The sequence below is a fragment of the Zwartia hollandica genome, assembly GCF_019923725.1.
In the GTDB taxonomy this organism is placed as follows: domain Bacteria; phylum Pseudomonadota; class Gammaproteobacteria; order Burkholderiales; family Burkholderiaceae_B; genus Zwartia; species Zwartia hollandica.
Map to the genome: position 1 here is coordinate 396,143 of NZ_JAHXRI010000010.1, position 17,983 is coordinate 414,125.

At 52.1% G+C, this 17,983-nt stretch carries 21 protein-coding genes and 2 tRNA genes; 11 read left to right on the top strand and 12 right to left on the bottom strand.

All coding sequences use genetic code 11. The annotated features are described in order from the left end of the window. Nucleotide 1: 1 nt before the first annotated feature. The 9 genes from KZZ10_RS12590 to tpiA form a co-directional block, all read right to left on the bottom strand. On the bottom strand, nt 2-622 hold the full coding sequence (locus KZZ10_RS12590) for an NADH-quinone oxidoreductase subunit C (protein WP_259661876.1): 621 nt from the start codon (nt 620-622) through the stop codon (nt 2-4). Between the two features lie 54 nt (nt 623-676). Then, nucleotides 677-1,153, bottom strand: coding sequence for a NuoB/complex I 20 kDa subunit family protein (locus KZZ10_RS12595; RefSeq protein ID WP_259661877.1), 477 nt, complete (start codon nt 1,151-1,153; stop codon nt 677-679). 24 nt (nt 1,154-1,177) lie between these two features. Further along, nucleotides 1,178-1,537, bottom strand: a complete 360-nt coding sequence (locus tag KZZ10_RS12600; RefSeq protein WP_259661878.1) for an NADH-quinone oxidoreductase subunit A — start codon at nt 1,535-1,537, stop codon at nt 1,178-1,180. A gap of 207 nt (nt 1,538-1,744) precedes the next feature. After that, nucleotides 1,745-2,881, bottom strand: a complete 1,137-nt coding sequence (locus KZZ10_RS12605; RefSeq protein WP_259661879.1) for a porin — start codon at nt 2,879-2,881, stop codon at nt 1,745-1,747. Nucleotides 2,882-3,143: 262 nt separating this feature from the next. Next, nucleotides 3,144-4,349: a pyridoxal phosphate-dependent aminotransferase gene (locus KZZ10_RS12610; protein WP_259661880.1), complete on the bottom strand. Its 1,206-nt coding sequence runs from the start codon at nt 4,347-4,349 to the stop codon at nt 3,144-3,146. Between the two features lie 94 nt (nt 4,350-4,443). Next, nucleotides 4,444-4,872 (bottom strand): universal stress protein, encoded by a 429-nt coding sequence (locus KZZ10_RS12615; RefSeq protein WP_259661881.1) that lies wholly within the window; start codon nt 4,870-4,872, stop codon nt 4,444-4,446. Between the two features lie 129 nt (nt 4,873-5,001). After that, a tRNA-Leu gene (locus KZZ10_RS12620) sits at nt 5,002-5,086 on the bottom strand. A gap of 94 nt (nt 5,087-5,180) precedes the next feature. Beyond that, nucleotides 5,181-5,633, bottom strand: a complete 453-nt coding sequence (gene secG, locus KZZ10_RS12625) for a preprotein translocase subunit SecG (protein ID WP_259661882.1) — start codon at nt 5,631-5,633, stop codon at nt 5,181-5,183. 51 nt (nt 5,634-5,684) lie between these two features. Then, nucleotides 5,685-6,425, bottom strand: a complete 741-nt coding sequence (gene tpiA, locus KZZ10_RS12630; protein WP_259661883.1) for a triose-phosphate isomerase — start codon at nt 6,423-6,425, stop codon at nt 5,685-5,687. Between the two features lie 115 nt (nt 6,426-6,540). Between tpiA and KZZ10_RS12635 the strand changes: the two genes are divergently transcribed. The 3 genes from KZZ10_RS12635 to KZZ10_RS12645 all read left to right on the top strand — a co-directional run bounded on the left by KZZ10_RS12635 (nt 6,541) and on the right by KZZ10_RS12645 (nt 8,367). Then, nucleotides 6,541-6,630: transfer RNA gene (locus KZZ10_RS12635), tRNA-Ser, on the top strand. Between the two features lie 13 nt (nt 6,631-6,643). Further along, nucleotides 6,644-7,558 carry an SMP-30/gluconolactonase/LRE family protein gene (locus KZZ10_RS12640; RefSeq protein WP_259661884.1) on the top strand — a complete coding sequence of 305 codons (915 nt, stop codon included), beginning with the start codon at nt 6,644-6,646 and terminating at the stop codon, nt 7,556-7,558. A 2-nt stretch (nt 7,559-7,560) separates the two neighbouring features. Further along, on the top strand, nt 7,561-8,367 hold the full coding sequence (locus KZZ10_RS12645; protein WP_259661885.1) for an alpha/beta fold hydrolase: 807 nt from the start codon (nt 7,561-7,563) through the stop codon (nt 8,365-8,367). An 8-nt stretch (nt 8,368-8,375) separates the two neighbouring features. Here the strand turns inward: KZZ10_RS12645 and KZZ10_RS12650 are convergent, their stop codons facing one another. The 3 genes from KZZ10_RS12650 to KZZ10_RS12660 form a co-directional block, all read right to left on the bottom strand. Then, nucleotides 8,376-9,701: a TRAP transporter large permease gene (locus tag KZZ10_RS12650; protein ID WP_259661886.1), complete on the bottom strand. Its 1,326-nt coding sequence runs from the start codon at nt 9,699-9,701 to the stop codon at nt 8,376-8,378. 8 nt (nt 9,702-9,709) lie between these two features. Beyond that, nucleotides 9,710-10,183 carry a TRAP transporter small permease subunit gene (locus KZZ10_RS12655; protein ID WP_259661887.1) on the bottom strand — a complete coding sequence of 158 codons (474 nt, stop codon included), beginning with the start codon at nt 10,181-10,183 and terminating at the stop codon, nt 9,710-9,712. Between the two features lie 80 nt (nt 10,184-10,263). Beyond that, nucleotides 10,264-11,268: a TRAP transporter substrate-binding protein gene (locus KZZ10_RS12660; RefSeq protein ID WP_259661888.1), complete on the bottom strand. Its 1,005-nt coding sequence runs from the start codon at nt 11,266-11,268 to the stop codon at nt 10,264-10,266. A 103-nt stretch (nt 11,269-11,371) separates the two neighbouring features. Between KZZ10_RS12660 and KZZ10_RS12665 the strand changes: the two genes are divergently transcribed. The 8 genes from KZZ10_RS12665 to KZZ10_RS12700 all read left to right on the top strand — a co-directional run bounded on the left by KZZ10_RS12665 (nt 11,372) and on the right by KZZ10_RS12700 (nt 17,941). Further along, on the top strand, nt 11,372-12,127 hold the full coding sequence (locus KZZ10_RS12665; protein ID WP_259661889.1) for a maleate cis-trans isomerase family protein: 756 nt from the start codon (nt 11,372-11,374) through the stop codon (nt 12,125-12,127). A gap of 180 nt (nt 12,128-12,307) precedes the next feature. Further along, complete coding sequence (gene moaA / locus KZZ10_RS12670; RefSeq protein ID WP_259661890.1) at nt 12,308-13,300, top strand: GTP 3',8-cyclase MoaA; 993 nt, start codon at nt 12,308-12,310, stop codon at nt 13,298-13,300. Nucleotides 13,301-13,375: 75 nt separating this feature from the next. Then, nucleotides 13,376-14,599, top strand: a complete 1,224-nt coding sequence (locus KZZ10_RS12675; protein ID WP_259661891.1) for a molybdopterin molybdotransferase MoeA — start codon at nt 13,376-13,378, stop codon at nt 14,597-14,599. 9 nt (nt 14,600-14,608) lie between these two features. Beyond that, a complete protein-coding gene (gene moaD / locus KZZ10_RS12680) occupies nt 14,609-14,866 on the top strand; it encodes a molybdopterin converting factor subunit 1 (RefSeq protein WP_259661892.1) in 258 nt (85 codons plus the stop codon). Then, a complete protein-coding gene (gene moaE, locus KZZ10_RS12685; protein WP_259661893.1) occupies nt 14,867-15,328 on the top strand; it encodes a molybdopterin synthase catalytic subunit MoaE in 462 nt (153 codons plus the stop codon). It abuts the gene before it with no gap. Then, a complete protein-coding gene (gene mobA, locus KZZ10_RS12690; RefSeq protein WP_259661894.1) occupies nt 15,319-15,951 on the top strand; it encodes a molybdenum cofactor guanylyltransferase MobA in 633 nt (210 codons plus the stop codon). Before moaE ends, mobA begins: the two co-directional genes overlap by 10 nt. Then, entirely contained in the window at nt 15,948-16,430 is a 483-nt protein-coding gene (gene moaC, locus KZZ10_RS12695; protein WP_259661895.1) for a cyclic pyranopterin monophosphate synthase MoaC, read from the top strand. Before mobA ends, moaC begins: the two co-directional genes overlap by 4 nt. 1,382 nt (nt 16,431-17,812) lie before the next feature. Further along, nucleotides 17,813-17,941, top strand: coding sequence for a hypothetical protein (locus KZZ10_RS12700; protein WP_259661896.1), 129 nt, complete (start codon nt 17,813-17,815; stop codon nt 17,939-17,941). The last annotated feature ends 42 nt before the right edge of the window (nt 17,942-17,983 follow it).

Below are 17,983 nucleotides of genomic sequence, written 5' to 3' on the forward strand. Positions count from 1 at the left end.
ATTAGCGTCCCATCCCGTAACCGTCTTCGCGAATCACGCGTGGAATAACTTCGCGCGGATCAATCGTGACAGGTTGATAGACCACCCGACCCTGCTCCGGGTCGTAGCGCATCTCAACGTTGCCGTATACGGGGAAGTCTTTCCGGAAAGGATGGCCAATAAAGCCGTAGTCCGTTAGGATACGGCGCAAATCGGGATGACCTTCGAACACAATACCAAACAAGTCGAACGCTTCGCGCTCAAACCAGTTGACGCTTGGCCAAACCTCCACAAGCGAATCCAACACAGGAAACTCTGTGTGTTGCAAGAACGTACGGACACGCAACCGACAGTTATGCGTAAGCGACAGCAAGTGCGCAACCACCGCAAAGCGATTGGCAGGCACAACCGCGCCGGCAGGGACTTCTCCCACACGCCCTGCGCCATAGGTCAGATAATCTAGACCACACAAGTCAATACAGGTTTCGAAACGCAATGCTGGCTCATCGCGCAAACGCTGGCACACGGACAGCCACTGATCGGGCGAGACCTCAAGTGTGATCTCATCAGTCGACAGCGTGAGCTTGGCTTGTTCGCCAAGCAAGGTCATCAATTGTTGTTGCAGGTTTTCTAGCCTGGACATGTCTTAAGCCTGTGGAACGCAACGTGCCTGGGGTAAGCCAACACGTTGTTTGAATTAACGAGCAATCGTGTTTGTTTGGCGAATTTTGTTTTGCATCTGTAACAAGCCATACACCAAGGCCTCTGCAGTCGGTGGGCAACCGGGCACATAGACATCGACGGGAACGATGCGATCACAGCCACGCACAACCGAATACGAGTAGTGGTAGTAACCACCACCATTTGCACAGGAGCCCATTGAAACCACCCAACGTGGCTCGGGCATCTGGTCATACACCTTGCGCAAGGCAGGTGCCATCTTGTTGCATAACGTACCCGCAACAATCATCAAATCCGATTGCCTGGGACTAGGACGAAAAATAATTCCGAACTGATCCAGGTCGTAGCGCGCAGCGCCTGCGTGCATCATTTCTACCGCACAACAAGCCAGACCAAAAGTCATTGGCCACATCGAACCAGTCTTTGCCCAGTTGATGAACTTGTCAGCGCTAGTGGTGATGAAACCTTCTTTCAGAATGCCATCGATTGCCATATGTAAGCTCTGCGTTGCTGGGTGTTATTCCCAGTCAAGCGCACCCTTTTTCCACTCGTAGATAAAACCCACAGCCAAGATCGCTAGAAAGATCATTGCGGTGACGAAACCAACCATACCCACCGCACCATTTGCAATGGCCCAGGGGAACAAAAATGCGATTTCAAGATCAAACAAAATAAAGAGAATAGCGACTAGGTAGTAACGCACGTCGAACTTCATGCGCGCATCACCGAATGTCTCAAAGCCGCATTCGTAGGGAGAGAGTTTTTGCGCATCAGGCCGATGCGGGCCGATCAAAGAGCCGGCTGCGATCAACGCAAAACCGATGGCGCTGCCCACGACGATAAAGAGCAGGACAGGGAAATATTGTTGCAGATTCATCTAGAGTCTCGGCTGTGTTGCACAAACCTCAAGATTGTAGCACTGTCACTAGGGTTTTCACTCGCCCCTATTGCCCAAGCCACATAGGGAGATCGCACCTAAAACATGTGCGCATAAAACAAAGCGGGCCACTCCGAAGAGTGACCCGCTTTTTTTACTTACCGCTACTGGCTTAGCCGAAACTAAACCAACGTACTAAGCAGTTGCTTAGAACTGGTGACGGATACCAACACCGACAATGGTGCTCTTAGCTGTATCAACAGTGGCGTAGTTCTGCGTCTGACCAACGTATGTGTACAGGTTTGTACGCTTCGTGAAGTCGTAGGTGTAGCCAAGGTTGAACGAGCTTTGGTTCTGTGCGTTGTAAGCGTCTTTCATGTTGGTGTTAGGAGCAATCATGGTCCATGACAACAAGACACGCGAAACAGCGTTCACAGGAATCGTGGCGCCAACGATGTAGCTGTTGTAACCAACGCTAGGTGCGAACACCAGTGCGTTTGAGCTGCCCGAAGGAGTTGTAGCGAGTGTTGCGCCTGTACCGCCTGCACCTGAACCAGCCCAGAAGCCGTCACGTGTCTGGCCGTAAGCAACACCAATCTTGACCACTTTCAGGTCGTACGAACCGCCGATGTTCCAGTTGTTAATCGACTGGCCATTCATTGCTGTCGATTCAGCAGCGTAGGCTTTTTCGTATGTTGCGGCTGCATAGAATGGGCCATTAGCATACTTCAAACCAGCTGTGATTTGACGCGAGTTGTTCGATGTAGCGAAACCGTAACCAGTTGTGCCGCCGTTCGAGGTCAAACCTGTTGCGAACGAGTAGCCCAAACCAGCTTGGAAGCCGCTCATTACTGGGGTGCGATACATCAGGACGTTGTCCAGACGGACTGTGTTACCCGATGTGAACGCGTTGCCCATGTTCAACTGACCGAAGCCAGCTGCAAATGGATCCAAACCACCGACCATCCAGTCAGAAGTCAGGTTGGTCATACGGCCCAGGCGAACATCACCCCAGGCTGCGTTCTGCAGACCGACCCATGAGGCACGACCAAACAGACGGCCGCCTTGTTGACCAGCGCCATTACCCATGTCGAAACCGCTTTCGATTTGGAACATTGCGTTGTTGCCGTTACCCAGGCTCTCAACACCTTTCATGCCCCAACGGTTGCCGGACTGAACGCCGTAAGCACCGCCGAAGTTGGTCACGCCTGTGCCGTTGGCAAGGCTAACTGACGAATAGCGCAGGCCGCCATCCAAAACACCATACAAAGTTACTGACGATTGTGCCGAAGCGGCACCAGCAAAGCCGGCTAGCAGGGCGGCAGCGAGCAGAGTCTTTTTCATTTAAGAAATCTCCGTTGATTTGAGTGACAAGAGCAACAAACAGTATTGTCTGCCGCCCCCCTAACTCCGCTAAGGGAAGTTGACGCTATTGCATCAAAAATACGGGGCTCTGGCTATGAAACCCGGCAGAAAAGAGCCTAGGGGAGGTGTTTATGTTGGGTCAGAACAACAATTTGTGGTTTAAATGCAAAATACATAGGGTTAACCCGCGATTGATGCATGCTAATTGATTGGCCTGAAATTCGACTAATCGATCGACTAATCAGTTCGTTAAGCGTTCGCATGCGCGCTTTAAGCGCGCGCAACCTTCGTCGAGCACAGCCATCGACGTCGCAAAAGAAAAGCGAAAGAACGGAGCGCACCCATAAGCCGCTCCGTGCACGCCGGCAAGCTTTTCAGCATCTAACAGATAGAGCACAAAGTCCTCGTCAGTCTTAATCACACGACCATCTGGCGCTTTTTTACCCAAGACCCCCGCGCAAGAGGGGAACACGTAAAACGCCCCCTCTGGCGAATGACAAGTAATGCCGGGTATTGCATTGAGTTGCGCCACGACCGCATCACGCCGATCTTGAAATATTTTTGTGCGCTCTGCAATAAAGCCCTGTGGGCCCGTCAACGCCTCAAGGGCTGCAGCCTGGCCAATCGACGACGGGTTGGACGTGCTTTGGGATTGCAACTTAGTGATCGCCTTGATCAACTCAGCAGGCGCTCCGCAATACCCGATTCGCCAGCCCGTCATCGCGTAGGCCTTTGACACCCCATTCACCGTCAAGGTCCGCTCTTTAAGTTCTGGCGCCACTTGAGCCATCGTGCAAAACTCGCGCCCATCAAACAACACATGCTCGTAAATATCATCGGACAGCACCCAAACATGAGGGTGCCGGAGCAGAACCTCCGCCAAGGCGCGCAGCTCTTGGCGTGAATACACCGCACCACTAGGATTATTTGGTGCATTTAAAACCAGCCAACGAGTACGTGGCGTAATGGCACGCTCTAGATCCTCGGGCTGAAGTTTGAAGCCTTTGTCTGGCGGGCACATCACCGGCACAGGTGTACCACCCGCCAACAACACGATATCTGGGTAGGACACATAAAACGGCGCCGGCACAATAACCTCAACACCTTTTTGCACGGTCGCCATCAGGGCATTGAAGATCACTTGCTTGCCGCCAGTACCAACAATCACTTCGTTTGTAGAGTAGGTCAGCTGATTTTCACGCAAAAACTTGTCGCATATGGCCGCTTTAAGTTCAGGCGTACCGCCAATGTCCGTGTATTTGGTCTTGGATGCCGCCATGGCCCGCACAACGGCTTCCACCACATTTGGTGGGGTGTCAAAGTCTGGCTCGCCTGCCGTTAAACCCACCACGTCGTGACCAGCAGCCTTTAGCGCACGCGCACGCTGTGTTGCCATGGAGCTCGGCGAGGGTTTAATACGGTTCAAACGATCAGCTATAAAAGACATGGACAAACACCTTTGTTCGATAGACCAAAAAAAATACCTCGCGTGCGAGGTATTTTAAGACCGTACTCATGGTGTACGGGAAATTCAAGCAGAATTATTTCACTAACAATACGGGCTGTTTACACAAAGACATCACGCGTTGAGCGACCGAACCTAACAACAGATCCGACACCGCATTGCGCCCCTTCGAGCCCAAGACCACCAAATCGAATTTGCCTTTTTGAGCCGCTTCCACGATTTCTGTGGCGGGCTTACCAACCACGATAATTTGATCGTGTTTAATGCCTGCATCACTCAGCACTTTCATGGCGGACTTGAGGTCTCTATCGCTTTCTTCGCGAAGGTAGTCAGTAATTGCAGATTTACCCACGAAAGACTGGGCATGACGCAGGCCAGCGTCATCATGCACACTAATTAAAGTGACAGAGTTTGTTTTATCTTTGTTGTTGGCAAGCAAGGCAGCTGCATGCTTAATCGCGCGTAGCGCGTGCTTGGAACCATCGGTGGCAGCAAGAATTTTCATGAGTCATCCCCTTTTGCGTTGAAAAATTACTTAGCCTCAGTATAGGTGGATTCCAACACTAGGGACAGCTTTATACACAGGGGAATTTGATGCAGATCAAGGCTGCGCTCTTTTTGATCGTACTTTTGATGGTGCCGACGGCGAGACTCGAACTCGCACAGCTTTCGCCACTACCCCCTCAAGATAGCGTGTCTACCAATTTCACCACGTCGGCGGTGTGAATACGCTTGTGCTTACAACGATTGCGTACTCGATAATCAAGCCCAAGATTGTAGCATGCAGAGCGAGTCTCGCTCTGCACTAAGCCTTTACTTCGCAGCCGGTGCGGGCACACCTGGGACCACTGAAGGCGCCGTAGCACCCGGCACTGCCGGAACGCCCGGCACGGCATTCGCGGGAGCCGTCGGCGCTGCACCGCTTGGTGCAACAGGCGCCACGCCTGGAACAGCCGATCCAGGCGCAGGGGCGGCTGGGGCGGTTTGAGTGAAGTTTTGCATGATTCCGGTGTCTTGGCCTTTGGTGCCACGATTCGCGACATACGCTAAGCCTATGGTCGAAATAAAGAAGACGACCGCCGCCCATTTGGTGACGCGTGACATGAAGTTTGCGGCGCCTGTCGCACCAAACAAACTGCCAGCCGAGCCACTACCAAAGGCCGAACCCATGTCGGCGCCCTTACCTTGCTGCAACAAAACCAGCGAGATGATGGCCAACGACGACAAAATCTGCACAACGAGCAGAACTGTAAACATCCAAGACATTAAAGTGCTCCGAAAACTAAAGGGCTTAACAACTTTGGGCCATCATCCGCACTATGCGGCGATAGCAACAAAGTCTTCTGCCACCAAAGATGCCCCACCAACGAGTGCCCCGTCGATATCAGGCATTGCAAACAAACTTGCGGCGTTAGATGCTTTAACGCTGCCACCATACAAAATCTGAATATTTCCGGCGCCGGCTGCGGCTAAGGCAGCACGAATCGCCGCGTGCACTTCCTGCGCCTGCTCGGGCGAGGCCGTCCGGCCTGTGCCGATTGCCCAAACGGGTTCGTAGGCGACGACCATTTTTTTCACTGCATCAGCCCCGAGCGCCAAAATAGGGGCCAATTGTCTTGTGATAACCGCAACAGCCTGCCCCGCATCACGCTCTGCCAAGGACTCACCCACACAAACCACCGGCGTAATTCCGCTTGCAAGAGCCGCTTGGGCTTTGTCAGCCACCAGTTGATCCGTTTCACCGTGAAGCGATCGACGCTCAGAGTGCCCAACCAAGGCCCAACGGCATCCAAAATCAGACAACATCGAGCCTGACACTTCGCCGGTAAAGGCGCCTTGTGCTTGGGCACTGATGTCCTGCGCACCCCACGAAATCGTTGTGCCTTTCAAAGCCTCTGCAGCCTGTGCCAAATAAGGAAACGGAACACAAACCGCGAGCAGCGCCCCCGACGCCGAACGAGGGGCCGCGCACAGTCCGGCCAGTAACGTCGCGTTCTGGGCCAGATTACCGTGCATTTTCCAATTGCCCATTACTAGGCGGCTGCGGGTGTTACTCATTGTGCGGAACTCTAAGATCGTAGTTATAAAAAGCTAGATAGCCCAACATTGTATCCTGTCAGGGTCTTACCAGGAAACTAAGCCATAAATCGTTTATGATGCAGGCCTTCTCGCAGGAAGCGTGGCCGAGCGGTTTAAGGCACCGGTCTTGAAAACCGGCGAGGGTTCACGCCCTCCGTGAGTTCGAATCTCACCGCTTCCGCCACTTGGAGCTCACCATGTTTGCAGCGCCACCAGCCATCACAGCACGGGTGTTCGCCCGCCTTCCCGACAAGTTTTGCCAACCTGGACGGCGGTCTGCATTTGCAGATGTCCAGTTCCACGGAGCGGAGTTGCCAAGCTTTCTGGAAGGGCCTTCTTTCGACCGTAGCGGCAACCTGTGGGTGACCGACATCCCATTTGGGCGTTTGTTCAAGATTACGCCTGGTGGCGATATCAGCCTCGAGCTCGAATACGATGGCGAGCCCAATGGGCTGAAATTTCATAAAGACGGGCGCGCTTTTATTACCGATCATAAAAACGGGTTAATGGTCTTTGATCCAAAGACTGGAAAGATTGAGCCGCATTTTGACCGTCCACTCCTGCAACGCTTCAGGGGCCTCAATGATCTGTTCTTCGCTAGCAATGGTGACATCTATTTCACCGACCAGGGACAAACAGGCTTGCAAGATCCCAGTGGGCGTTTATATCGTTTGCGTACTAATGGGCAACTGGATTGCCTACTCAATAATGTCCCCAGTCCGAATGGACTCGTACTAAGCGCAGACGAGAAAATCGTTTACTTATGCGTGACGCGCGACAACGCTATCTGGCGTGTGCCGATCATGCATGACGGCACTGCAAGCAAAGTGGGCGTTGGAATACAGATGTCAGGAGGCGCTGGGCCAGACGGCATGGCGGTCGACGCTGCTGGCAACTTAGCCGTCTGTCACGTGTTATTCGGCGCAGTTTGGTTGTTCAGTGCAATTGGTGAACCGATGCTGCGCATTAACTCACCAGAAGGCCTGCTCGTCACAAACTGTGCGTATGGTGGCAAAGATAACAAACAGCTGTTCATCACTGAGTCGAAGTCCGGCACAATTTTAGTGGCCGATATGCCCGTCGCCGGACGTCCACTTTACTCACACGCCTAAGCATGCGATTTACCGAAACAGTCGTTGATGGACTCTATGTCAATTTTATTGACATGACGTTGCCCCACCACGTCGGGGCAGAAACTTTGGTTTTTCATCACGGGGTAGGTGCTAACAACGAACTTTGGTCGCAGTGGTTATCAGTTCTTGCCCCGCACTACAAAATCGCTAGGTTTGATATGCGCGGGTTTGGTCGGTCCGCTACTGCTGTCAAGCAAGATGGTTGGTCACTTGAGAGTCTGGCACAAGATGTGCTGCAGGTGGCTGACAGCGTGGGGGCTGCGGATTTCCATTTAATTGGCGAGTCGATTGGAGGCACCATTGCACTCGCAACAGCTTTAAAAGCACCAGGGCGGGTTCGAACTCTCACCATGAGTAATGCCGCGTTTAGAGGGGGGGCTGTTCAAAACGTGACGCAATGGCAGACTCTTTTGCGCAACGAAGGCACACTTGCTTGGTCTATAGAGATGATGGCCGCTAGATTTCATCCCGGGGCCCTGAGCGACGAACAATGGCAATGGTTTGAACAACAACAAGCAAACCATCCCATTGAATCAATTGTGATCGCTAGAGACATTCTTGTCGGCGCAGACCTCGGGCCACGCTTGCAAGACGTTCTAATCCCCGTACTGCTTATGCATGGCGATGGCAGCCCGTTCGTTCCTGTCCCACAAATGGTCGAACTGCGTGACAAGTTACCCAACGCAGAGCTGCATATTTTTGGCCATGCCAAGCATGGACTGCCCTACTCCCATGCGATCCCTTGCGCTGAAACCTTGCTGCGCTTTTTACACCGCAACAAGGCTTAAAGGGGCAACTACTTTCCGCGCATCGTTTCTGGCAACCACGTCGCAATTTCAGGCCAGATTGTCAGTAAAACAATCGCAATGACCATCAAAAATACATAGGGTACGGAACCGGACACCACCTCAGAAAATTTGGCGCCGCCAGATATTCCATGGATCGTGAAAAGATTTAACCCGACCGGAGGCGTAATCTGACCAAGCTCAATCAAAATAGTGATGATGACGCCCAACCAAATCAAATCAAAGCCAAACACCTTGATCACTGGAAGCAGAACCGGTAGCGTCATGTAAATCATCGAAATGCCGTCTACAAAACAACCGAGAATGATGTAGAGCACCACAAGAATGGCAAAGAACTCCCATTTGCTAAGCCCCAGCCCCACAATCCATTCACTGATCTCTCGACTCAGCCCGGAAAAAATCAACGCCATCGACAGAATTTGAGCACCGATGATGATCATCGCCACCATACATGTGGTCTTCACGGTCGCCATCACCGAATCGCGAAATACTTCCCAATTCAATTTACGGTACCCAGCTGCCAGCAGCATAGAGCCGGCAGCACCGACTGCCGACGCTTCAGTGGGAGTTGTTAAGCCAGAGTAGATGCCCCCTAGTACAACGACGAGTAACGACACAATCGGTACAACATCCCACAGCGCGCTCGATAAACTGCTCGAAGCGAGCTCCGACGACATCTTCTCTGCTTTTGCCATGTGAGGAGCGATGGACGGATCACGATAGACCTTCACCGCGATGTACAACATAAAAATCAAACTCAACATGAGTCCAGGAATGATTCCTGCGATAAACATCTTTCCCACGGATTCTTCAACCAACGCTGCATACAGCACCATGATGATCGAAGGCGGAATCAAGATTCCGAGCGTGCCACCTGCAGCCAACGAGCCGTAAATGGCAGAGTGCTGATAGCCTGCTTTCTTGAGTTCTGGGATCGCCACTGTACCGACACTTGCTGCAGTAGCGACACTCGAGCCACTGACCGCAGAAAAAATCGCGCAGGCCACGATATTGGCGTGCAATAGACCGCCCGGCAACCGGTGCGTCATTTTGACAATACCGGTGTAAAAGTTTTTACTCGAACCGCTACGCAGAATCACTTCACCCATTAACAAAAACATGGGGATCGAAATTAAAATGTAGCTATTCGAATTGTTCCAGACGACGGAGCTTAGCCCGAGCAAGCCTAGCCAACCTTTCGTGACCATGATCACTAAGATTCCGACGGCCGCCAAAGCAAATGCGGTCCACTGGCCGATAATAAAAAGAAAGCCTAGAGACAGAAACAATAGGGCGACAACCAATTCTGAATTCATAAGACCTACTAAGGAAGATTTTTGAAGCGCGTCACAAGGAACATGACCAGCTGTACAACCAAGATGAGGCATCCAATTGTGACCACAAGCATAGGTAGCCACTCAGGAGTTTCGACCACCGATACAGCGCGGATGTCTTGCTCAAACGCATACAGCGTGTGCATCGCCAGGAAATATGTCAACACTACAGCGAATATCAGCGAGGTCACCACAATGATCCACTGAGCCAAGTTTCGCGTCGCACCTTTAAGTTTGTCGTAGACAATTTCAACGCGAATAAAAGCACCTTCTTTCAGTGCGTAGCCCACACCTAGAAAGATGACAATCGCATTCAAATAGCCCGCAAATTCGTCCGCGACTTGGGTCGAGGCACCAAATTGGCGGGCGATCACCTCAATGCAGACCAAGACTAAAATTAAAACTACCGCAGCGCCAGCAATATAGCCAGCTCCTTGCACGAGACGATTCGCTGCTTGCTTCATCGTGCACCTCCAAATGAGAATAACGGATGGATACCTGCGTAGCGTTGGACCCAAAGGCCCAACGCGCTGGTACTTAGATGCTATCGACCCAGTTTTTCGCGAATTTCTTTGAGCGCGGCTACGGCATTCGGTCCGTGCTGCTTAGCCCAAGCATCCCAAACTGGAATCATGCGTTTAGCCAAAGCATCTGTCTCTTCTTTGGTGGGGCGGTACACTTTAACGTTGTACTTCGTCCTTAACAGTTCGAGCGCCGCGGCATCGTCACTATTGTTCTCTCGTGTCATTTTTGGACCCCATTGTGCGGCGACCTTTTCTAGCGTCTCTCGTACTTTTGGATCAAGTTTGTTGTAGGCAGCCAAGTTGACGAAAACGTAATCCGGTCCACCCGCATTAACGTCCGCCATGTAAGCCCAGTTAATCCCGTCGTACCACTTAGCCCCAACGACGTTAAAGGCTGCCGTCATGAAGCCCTGCACGACTCCCCGCTCAACAGCAAGCGGCACTTCCGCCGTGGTCAGTGATACCGCTGAACCACCCAATACTTTAAGCATCTCACTTTGCTTGGCATCCGTTGTTCGTAATTTTTTCCCGGCCAACTGATCTGCCTTGGTGACCTGATCGCCACGACCAAAAATATTTTGTGGCGGCCAATCAAACGTGAACAACGCCTTTACACCTTGTTTTTTAAACTCGGGGTCGGCGTACTTGTGAATGATTGAACGTACCTTCTCAACATCGCCGCTATCACGCACCAAGAATGGCAGGTTTGCGATAGATGCCAGGGGCACCGCTCCTGAAATGAAGCCTGAATAGCCTTGTCCGAGCTGAACTTGTCCTGTGCCAGTCGCGCGGACAATCTCTGTGGCTTTGAAGGGAAACTCACCAGCGGGACGAACCGTGATAACCAGCTGACCATTCGTTTGTTTTTTTACCTCTTCGGCGAAACCAATCAAACGAACAGCAATTGGGTGCGTAACGCCTACAAACGTGTACATATCCCACTTAACTTGCGCACTGGCACTTGCGGCAAGTACAAGCCCTGCAAACAATGCGCCGAAGCGACTTAATCGTTTTATGATTTTCATATTGTCTCCAAGTTATTTTTAATAATTTCTAATATGGTTTTTCTTGCGATCGAAAGTAGCTGAAGGTTGATATAGTGTCAAGATAGTTTAAGGAGAAGACAACATGCGTGATTACTTAGCCTGGAGAATGGCGTTTGGGGTGACGACACCCTCGACAAACACCGTCGTACAACCAGAATACGATGACATGCGTCCAGCTGGCGTTACGAATCACTTAGGAAGAATGGTGATTCCCGATATGGCGATTACCTGCACCGAAGACTTTGACAAATCTATTGCGTTGATTGATGCCGCGCTTGAAGAGGCGGTAGATCAGGTGATGGACTGCAAACCAAACGCCTTTGCGTTGGGCATTTCCGCTCTCTCAATTTGGGGAGGCACGTCGGATTGGGGTGACGAACTTAAAGCAAGAATACGTAAAGTAGCTGGCTGGGATATTCCGGTTGCGATCGCTAGCGAGGCGGTCGTAGCTGCGCTCAAGGCGCACGGGATCAAACGCAATGTTGCAGTGATGGAGCCCTATTACCCATCTATCGAGCCCCGCATGCAAGGCGTACTTAACCCTCATGGCTACGAGGTATTGCGTTTTAACCATATGCGGGGCAAAAGTCCGGCCTCCTACTCGATACTCACCGCTGAGGACATGATCAAAGCCATCAAATCAATTGACGGTGATGACGTCGAGGCGATTATTCAGTTTGGCGCAAATCTTCCTATGGCTAGGCTCGCCGACGAGGCTGAGCGCTGGCTCGGCAAACCCGTCATTAGCGTCAACGTTGCGACCTACTGGCACGCCTTGAGGATGAATGGCATCAACGACAAAATGTACGGCTTTACCAAGCTGATGTCTCAGTTTTGACCTCGTACATTCTCATGCCCGATATTCTAGAATAGCTCCAAACAAAGGGAAAACCCTAGGCCCTCGTTGTATCATTAAAAGATAACCTGATTCACATCAAGGACGCTGTGCCCAAATCCAAAAAATGCGGGTACAGTAGTCCTTCAGCAACTGGACTGCACGGCCTTAGTCGGACCCCATATGAATCACGCCTCGCCACCTCTTATTGATCGCTTCGGTAGAAGTATCGAGTATGTGCGCCTGTCCGTGACGGATCGCTGCGACATGAAGTGCACCTACTGCTTACCCAAAAGTTTTAAAGGCTACCAAGAACCTAAGGACTGGCTCACGTTCGATGAGATCGAGCGCGTGATTGGTGCTTTTGGCCGACTCGGTACCTCGCGTGTACGTCTGACAGGCGGTGAACCGCTTTTGCGTCGGAATCTGCCTGAGCTAGCTGCGCGTATCAGCGCATTGCCAGGAATTAAAGATCTATCATTGTCGACCAATGGCACTCAACTACCTAAGCACGCACAAGCCTTGCGGGCAGCCGGTGTCACTCGTTTAAATATAAGCCTAGACAGCCTAGACCGAGAATGCGTTACGCAAATCACCGGCCGTGATTCGATCGATGATGTCATGGCAGGTCTGGATGCTGCGCAGGAAGCGGGCTTTTCGCCTATCAAACTCAATATGGTGGTGATGCCGGGCGTCAACGAGCATGAAGTTGAAGCCATGACTGAGTTTTGTATCAATCGTGGGTTTATCTTGCGAATGATCGAAACGATGCCGATGGGCAGCACAGGACTAGCCTCGGCTTACGCACCACTTGGTCCAATCGTCGACCGTTTGCGTGCGCGCTTTGACTTGATTCCTGAAATCAAGCAAATGGGCGGTGGCCCTGCTCGCTATTGGCGCACCAAGGATGGTCGAGGCCAAATTGGCGTTATCACTCCCATTAGCCAACACTTTTGCGAAACCTGTAATCGCGTGCGCATGGCAGTCGATGGCACGATCTATTTGTGCTTGGGCCAGGAAGAAAAGGTCGAACTGCGCCCCCTGTTACGTAGCGGTATCAGCGACGCCGAGCTTGAGCAAACATTGCGCGACGCCATTGAACTCAAGCCAGAAAAGCACGAGTTCCGTGAAGCACCGACTAAAATCATTCGGTTCATGTCGCAAACTGGCGGCTAAACACCGCGCAGTACACCCCGTTCTCATCAAAAATTTTCTGTACGCGCCGGTTCGATAAATCGGTGCGTCTTATGTATGAAACCCAGAGCCAATCTACTTAATTTTGAGCAAGCCCGCGAACAGCTTCTAAATAGCGCTGTTGGCTTGACCACCACACAAAAACTGTCCATCCTGCAAGCACAAGGTCGCGTGCTTGCTCGGACAGTGGTGTCGCCCATCAATGTCCCGGGCTTCGATAACTCGGCGATGGACGGCTACGCACTGAGCGTCACACAAATTCACGCTCCAGCTGAAACTTTCGCTGTCGTGCAACGTATCGCGGCGGGCCAAACCGGCGCAGCCCTTGCCCCGAACACTGCAGCACGAATTTTTACGGGTGCCCCCGTGCCTGAGGGCGCAAACGTCGTGGTGCCACAAGAGAATACCCAAGAAGACAACGGGGTATTGCGTTTGACCCAACCCATTCAACTCGGCCAACACATTCGACGCAAAGGCGAAGACATTGCAGAACAAGGCCTCGTTCTGCCCGCCGGGCAACGACTTGGAGCCCAGCACCTTGCGATGCTTGCCTCGATTGGCGTGGCCCAGGTGGAAGTGTTTACCGCTCTAAAAGTTGGCGTGTTTTTTACTGGAGATGAACTGACGGAACCGGGACAGGCGTTGGCACCCGGAGCCATATACAACAGCAATCGCTACGCGATCAACGGACTACTGAAGCAATTAGGTTGCACAGTCAACGACTACGGCATCGTGCGCGACTCAGCTCAAGCCACGCGGGACGCTCTCTCAAAAGCAGCCGCGGAGAACGACGTGATCATCACCTGCGGCGGCGTCTCAGTAGGCGAAGAAGATCACGTCAAAGGCGCCGTGCAGGCGCTTGGCGCACTAGATCTTTGGCAAATCTCCATGAAACCGGGCAAGCCGCTTGCCTATGGCCGCGTCAACCAAGCGGATTTCATTGGTCTACCAGGCAATCCCGTCAGCTCTTTTGTGACGTTTCTACTCATGGCTCGACCCTTTTTACTCAAACGGATGGGCGTCGCGGACACCAGTCTGCGATATTTGACTGCGACCTCGGGGTTCAGCTGGCCGCGTCCGGACAAGCGTCGCGAGTTTTTGCGCGTGAAGATTGGCAGTGACGCAACGGGCCAACCTGTACTGGATCTATGGCCCAATCAAGGCTCTGGGGTGATGAGCAGCCTATCCTGGGCGGACGGCTTGGTTGACCTTGCACCAGAAACCACCATCGCACCGGGTGACAAACTGCGGTATCTTTCGTTATCCGAACTTCTTTACTAAGCACTGGCTATGAACCTACAGCTTCTGTACTTTGCACAGCTTCGCGAAAAGTTTGGCCGAGCCCAAGAGACCATAGAGGCACCCGCATCGGTCCATACTGTTGCCGACCTCATCGCGCACCTCGCTAGCCGAGGCGGTATCTGGCAAGAGACTTTTTCTGGCGGGCAAGCGTTCAGGGTAGCGATCAACCAAGACATCGTTGAACTGACCACCACGCTAAGCGATGGCGCTGAAGTTGCCATCTTCAGACCCGTCACAGGTGGGTAGATGAGCGCTCGCCTTTCCGTTTCTGTGCAGGAAGCTGATTTCGACTTTAAGCACGAGCATGCGCTACTCGTATCAGACGATAAGGGGGTGGGCGCGGTAGTTGCCTTTATAGGGTTGGTCCGCGATTTAAATCTGGCGGACGATGTTGTGGCCCTTGAGCTTGAGCACTACCCCGGTATGACTGAAAAGTCTTTATTGCGTATTGCTGAACAAGCCGCACAACGCTGGTCGCTTCAAGCGGCTCGCATTGTGCACCGTATCGGCAAAATGTATCCCGGCGATCAGATTGTCATGGTGCTGACAGCGAGCGCGCATCGTGGCGACGCGTACGAAGCGAATCAGTTCATGATGGATTACCTCAAAACAGAGGCGCCCTTCTGGAAGAAAGAATGGACGCCCGAAGGGCCGCGCTGGATCGAAGCGCGTGACAGTGACGACCACGCAGCCGCAAAATGGAAGTAGTGACTTCAAGCACCTCTGCCAGTAACCTAGCGCCCGTGATGTACGACGCGCTGATACTGGCTGGTGGTCGAGGTACACGCTTAGCGGGACGAGACAAAGGCTGGATCATGTGGGATGGCCTGCCACTGATAGAGCACACCCTGGCCCGACTTAAAACGCAAACACTCGCTCCGACACGTATCTTAATCAGCGCGAATCGCAACATCGATGCCTACCAGCAAACTGGTCATGTTGTGGTGACTGACGAACGCCCAGACTTTATGGGGCCATTGGCCGGGGTCGAAGCAGGTCTGATGCGGTGCAAAAAAAATCCCTTACTAGTCGTGCCCTGCGATACCCCCTTACTGCCAGAAAATTTGTTTGAACGCCTGTCGCAGGCCTTGAGCGAACACCCCGACAGCCCTGCTGCGTTCGCGACCACGAGCGACGGGCCACAACCGTTGTGTTGTTTATTGCGACCATCGATCGCTGGCAGTCTTGGTAAATATCTGGATGTCGGCCACGGATCGGTCTTGCGCTGGCTCGAACAGTCTAAGGCTCAGGGCGTTGAATTTAACGACACGCGAGCTTTTAGTAACTTTAATAATCTTGAAATGTTTGACACTCCACGGAACCCCGCATGAGCGATCACTTGACACACTTTGATGCGAGCGGCCAAGCACACATGGTCGACGTCTCTGCAAAAGCGGAAACGCACCGCCGCGCAATCGCCCAAGGCCGGATTACCATGCAAGCCGCAACGTTTAAGAAGCTCTCTGAGGGCACTGCGGCAAAAGGCGACGTTTTGGGTATCGCACGCTTAGCCGGCATCATGGCCGCAAAGCAGACCGGAGCGCTCATCCCGCTCTGTCATCCAATTCCCTTGACGCGTGTGACAGTTGAATTTGCGACCGATCCAACGACACACAGCGTGGCCTGCACTGCCACCTCAGAAACAGTCGGTCGCACCGGCGTCGAAATGGAAGCGCTGACCGCCACGAGCGTAGCGCTACTGACCATCTATGACATGTTGAAAGCGATTGACCGTGGCATGGTGATGGACGGCATCAAGCTTATTGAGAAGCATGGCGGCAAAAGCGGTAGCTGGGTGGCGGGGAAGTAGCCACTAACTTCCGGGCTTTAAATCTACTGCTGCACAAGGTATAAAAACGCTCTTGTCCTAATTCTGTCCCACTGATGGTCCGGGCATCTAGGTTTTACGGATGAGTGGCGTAGCCTGCTCTCGCAGTTACACGCAAATAATGGAAGTGCTGCTTGACACCAATTAAACGTTGCATATACAACGTTCATGCATTTCTTAAAATGGCTTTAACTGGTGTTAGCTCCTGCTACGCCGGTAACCTACTTGGGTACTAGCCACCTTCGGGTGGCTTTTTAACGCCCGAGCAGAATCGTTTGAGCAAAATACATTGCATAGGTCGGCACAGCGACGCCGTCGATTTATAGGGGTGGGGGTACGGTGGGGTGTCGTAGCGCACAAATCATGCAATTATTTGTTGACAACAGTCAAATAACGAAGCTACAAAGGTAATGCATTGTCAAAATACACAAAGTGTCATTATTTGATATTGTTAGCTTGAAATACATACCCACTTAGGCGTGGGTTCTCAACCTTGGAGTCTGATATGAACGTTGAACTTGAAGAAGTTGTACAGGATGTCTCTGATGACGCACTGGAACTGGCTGCCGGTGGTGCGCAGGGAGGGAAGTACAGTGTTGCTTGGAACTACTACTGTGGGTAACCCTTCAAGTGTTAACTATTGTTAACTGATAACCCATGCCCACTTGGGTACTAGCCACCTTCGGGTGGCTTTTTAACGCCCGAGCAGAATCGTTTGAACAAAATACATTGCATAGGTCGGCACAGCGACGCCGTCGATTTATAGGGCTGGGGGTACGGTGGGGTGTCGTAGCGCACAAATCATGCAATTATTTGTTGACAACAGTCGAATAGCGAAGCTACAAAGGTAATGCATTGTAAAAATGCACAAAGTGTCATTATTTGATATTATTAGCTTGAAATACATACCCACTTAGGCGTGGGTTCTCAACCTTGGAGTCTGATATGAACATTGAACTGGATGAAGTTGTTGTGATGGATATCTCTGATGATGCGCTCGAGCAGACTGCGGGTGGTACGCAGGGGGCAGCTGGGACACACCTTGGCTGGCCTTACCACTGTTAGCTCCTGCTGCACCGTTAACCCATAACCTTGGCGGTGGGTACTAGGCAAGACAGCCACCTTCGGGTGGCTTTTTAACGCCCGAGCAGCATCGTTTGAGCAAAATACAGTGCATAGGTCTACACAAACATGCAATTGACCCTGGCATGGTGATGGACGGCATCAAGCTCATCGAGAAGCACGGCGGCAAAAGCGGCAGATGGGGTGGCTGAACGTTATTGCTGTTGACAGCCTTATAGCCCAAGCCTTATAACGGTATGGTCTTTATAAGTAAACTTATAAAGCTTACTCTTGGAGCCAGTATGAACATTGAACTAGACGAAGTCGTTATGCTTGATGTAACGGACGAAGTACTGGAAAGTGCAGCAAACGATCTGGCAGCATTCTCGGCAACATTGTCTGCCGGCTGCAAAAAAGGTTATTGCGACTAAGCTCTATGATCGCAAAAACACCGCATTTTCAGGATGCGGTGT

Bases quoted from the DNA above. Each gene is read 5' to 3' on its own strand.
- KZZ10_RS12590 (WP_259661876.1), bottom strand. From the start codon at position 622: ATGTCCAGGCTAGAAAACCTGCAACAACAATTGATGACCTTGCTTGGC.
- KZZ10_RS12595 (WP_259661877.1), bottom strand. From the start codon at position 1,153: ATGGCAATCGATGGCATTCTGAAAGAAGGTTTCATCACCACTAGCGCT.
- KZZ10_RS12600 (WP_259661878.1), bottom strand. From the start codon at position 1,537: ATGAATCTGCAACAATATTTCCCTGTCCTGCTCTTTATCGTCGTGGGC.
- KZZ10_RS12605 (WP_259661879.1), bottom strand. From the start codon at position 2,881: ATGAAAAAGACTCTGCTCGCTGCCGCCCTGCTAGCCGGCTTTGCTGGT.
- KZZ10_RS12610 (WP_259661880.1), bottom strand. From the start codon at position 4,349: ATGTCTTTTATAGCTGATCGTTTGAACCGTATTAAACCCTCGCCGAGC.
- KZZ10_RS12615 (WP_259661881.1), bottom strand. From the start codon at position 4,872: ATGAAAATTCTTGCTGCCACCGATGGTTCCAAGCACGCGCTACGCGCG.
- secG (WP_259661882.1), bottom strand. From the start codon at position 5,633: ATGTCTTGGATGTTTACAGTTCTGCTCGTTGTGCAGATTTTGTCGTCG.
- tpiA (WP_259661883.1), bottom strand. From the start codon at position 6,425: ATGAGTAACACCCGCAGCCGCCTAGTAATGGGCAATTGGAAAATGCAC.
- KZZ10_RS12640 (WP_259661884.1), top strand. From the start codon at position 6,644: ATGTTTGCAGCGCCACCAGCCATCACAGCACGGGTGTTCGCCCGCCTT.
- KZZ10_RS12645 (WP_259661885.1), top strand. From the start codon at position 7,561: ATGCGATTTACCGAAACAGTCGTTGATGGACTCTATGTCAATTTTATT.
- KZZ10_RS12650 (WP_259661886.1), bottom strand. From the start codon at position 9,701: ATGAATTCAGAATTGGTTGTCGCCCTATTGTTTCTGTCTCTAGGCTTT.
- KZZ10_RS12655 (WP_259661887.1), bottom strand. From the start codon at position 10,183: ATGAAGCAAGCAGCGAATCGTCTCGTGCAAGGAGCTGGCTATATTGCT.
- KZZ10_RS12660 (WP_259661888.1), bottom strand. From the start codon at position 11,268: ATGAAAATCATAAAACGATTAAGTCGCTTCGGCGCATTGTTTGCAGGG.
- KZZ10_RS12665 (WP_259661889.1), top strand. From the start codon at position 11,372: ATGCGTGATTACTTAGCCTGGAGAATGGCGTTTGGGGTGACGACACCC.
- moaA (WP_259661890.1), top strand. From the start codon at position 12,308: ATGAATCACGCCTCGCCACCTCTTATTGATCGCTTCGGTAGAAGTATC.
- KZZ10_RS12675 (WP_259661891.1), top strand. From the start codon at position 13,376: ATGAAACCCAGAGCCAATCTACTTAATTTTGAGCAAGCCCGCGAACAG.
- moaD (WP_259661892.1), top strand. From the start codon at position 14,609: ATGAACCTACAGCTTCTGTACTTTGCACAGCTTCGCGAAAAGTTTGGC.
- moaE (WP_259661893.1), top strand. From the start codon at position 14,867: ATGAGCGCTCGCCTTTCCGTTTCTGTGCAGGAAGCTGATTTCGACTTT.
- mobA (WP_259661894.1), top strand. From the start codon at position 15,319: ATGGAAGTAGTGACTTCAAGCACCTCTGCCAGTAACCTAGCGCCCGTG.
- moaC (WP_259661895.1), top strand. From the start codon at position 15,948: ATGAGCGATCACTTGACACACTTTGATGCGAGCGGCCAAGCACACATG.
- KZZ10_RS12700 (WP_259661896.1), top strand. From the start codon at position 17,813: ATGAACATTGAACTAGACGAAGTCGTTATGCTTGATGTAACGGACGAA.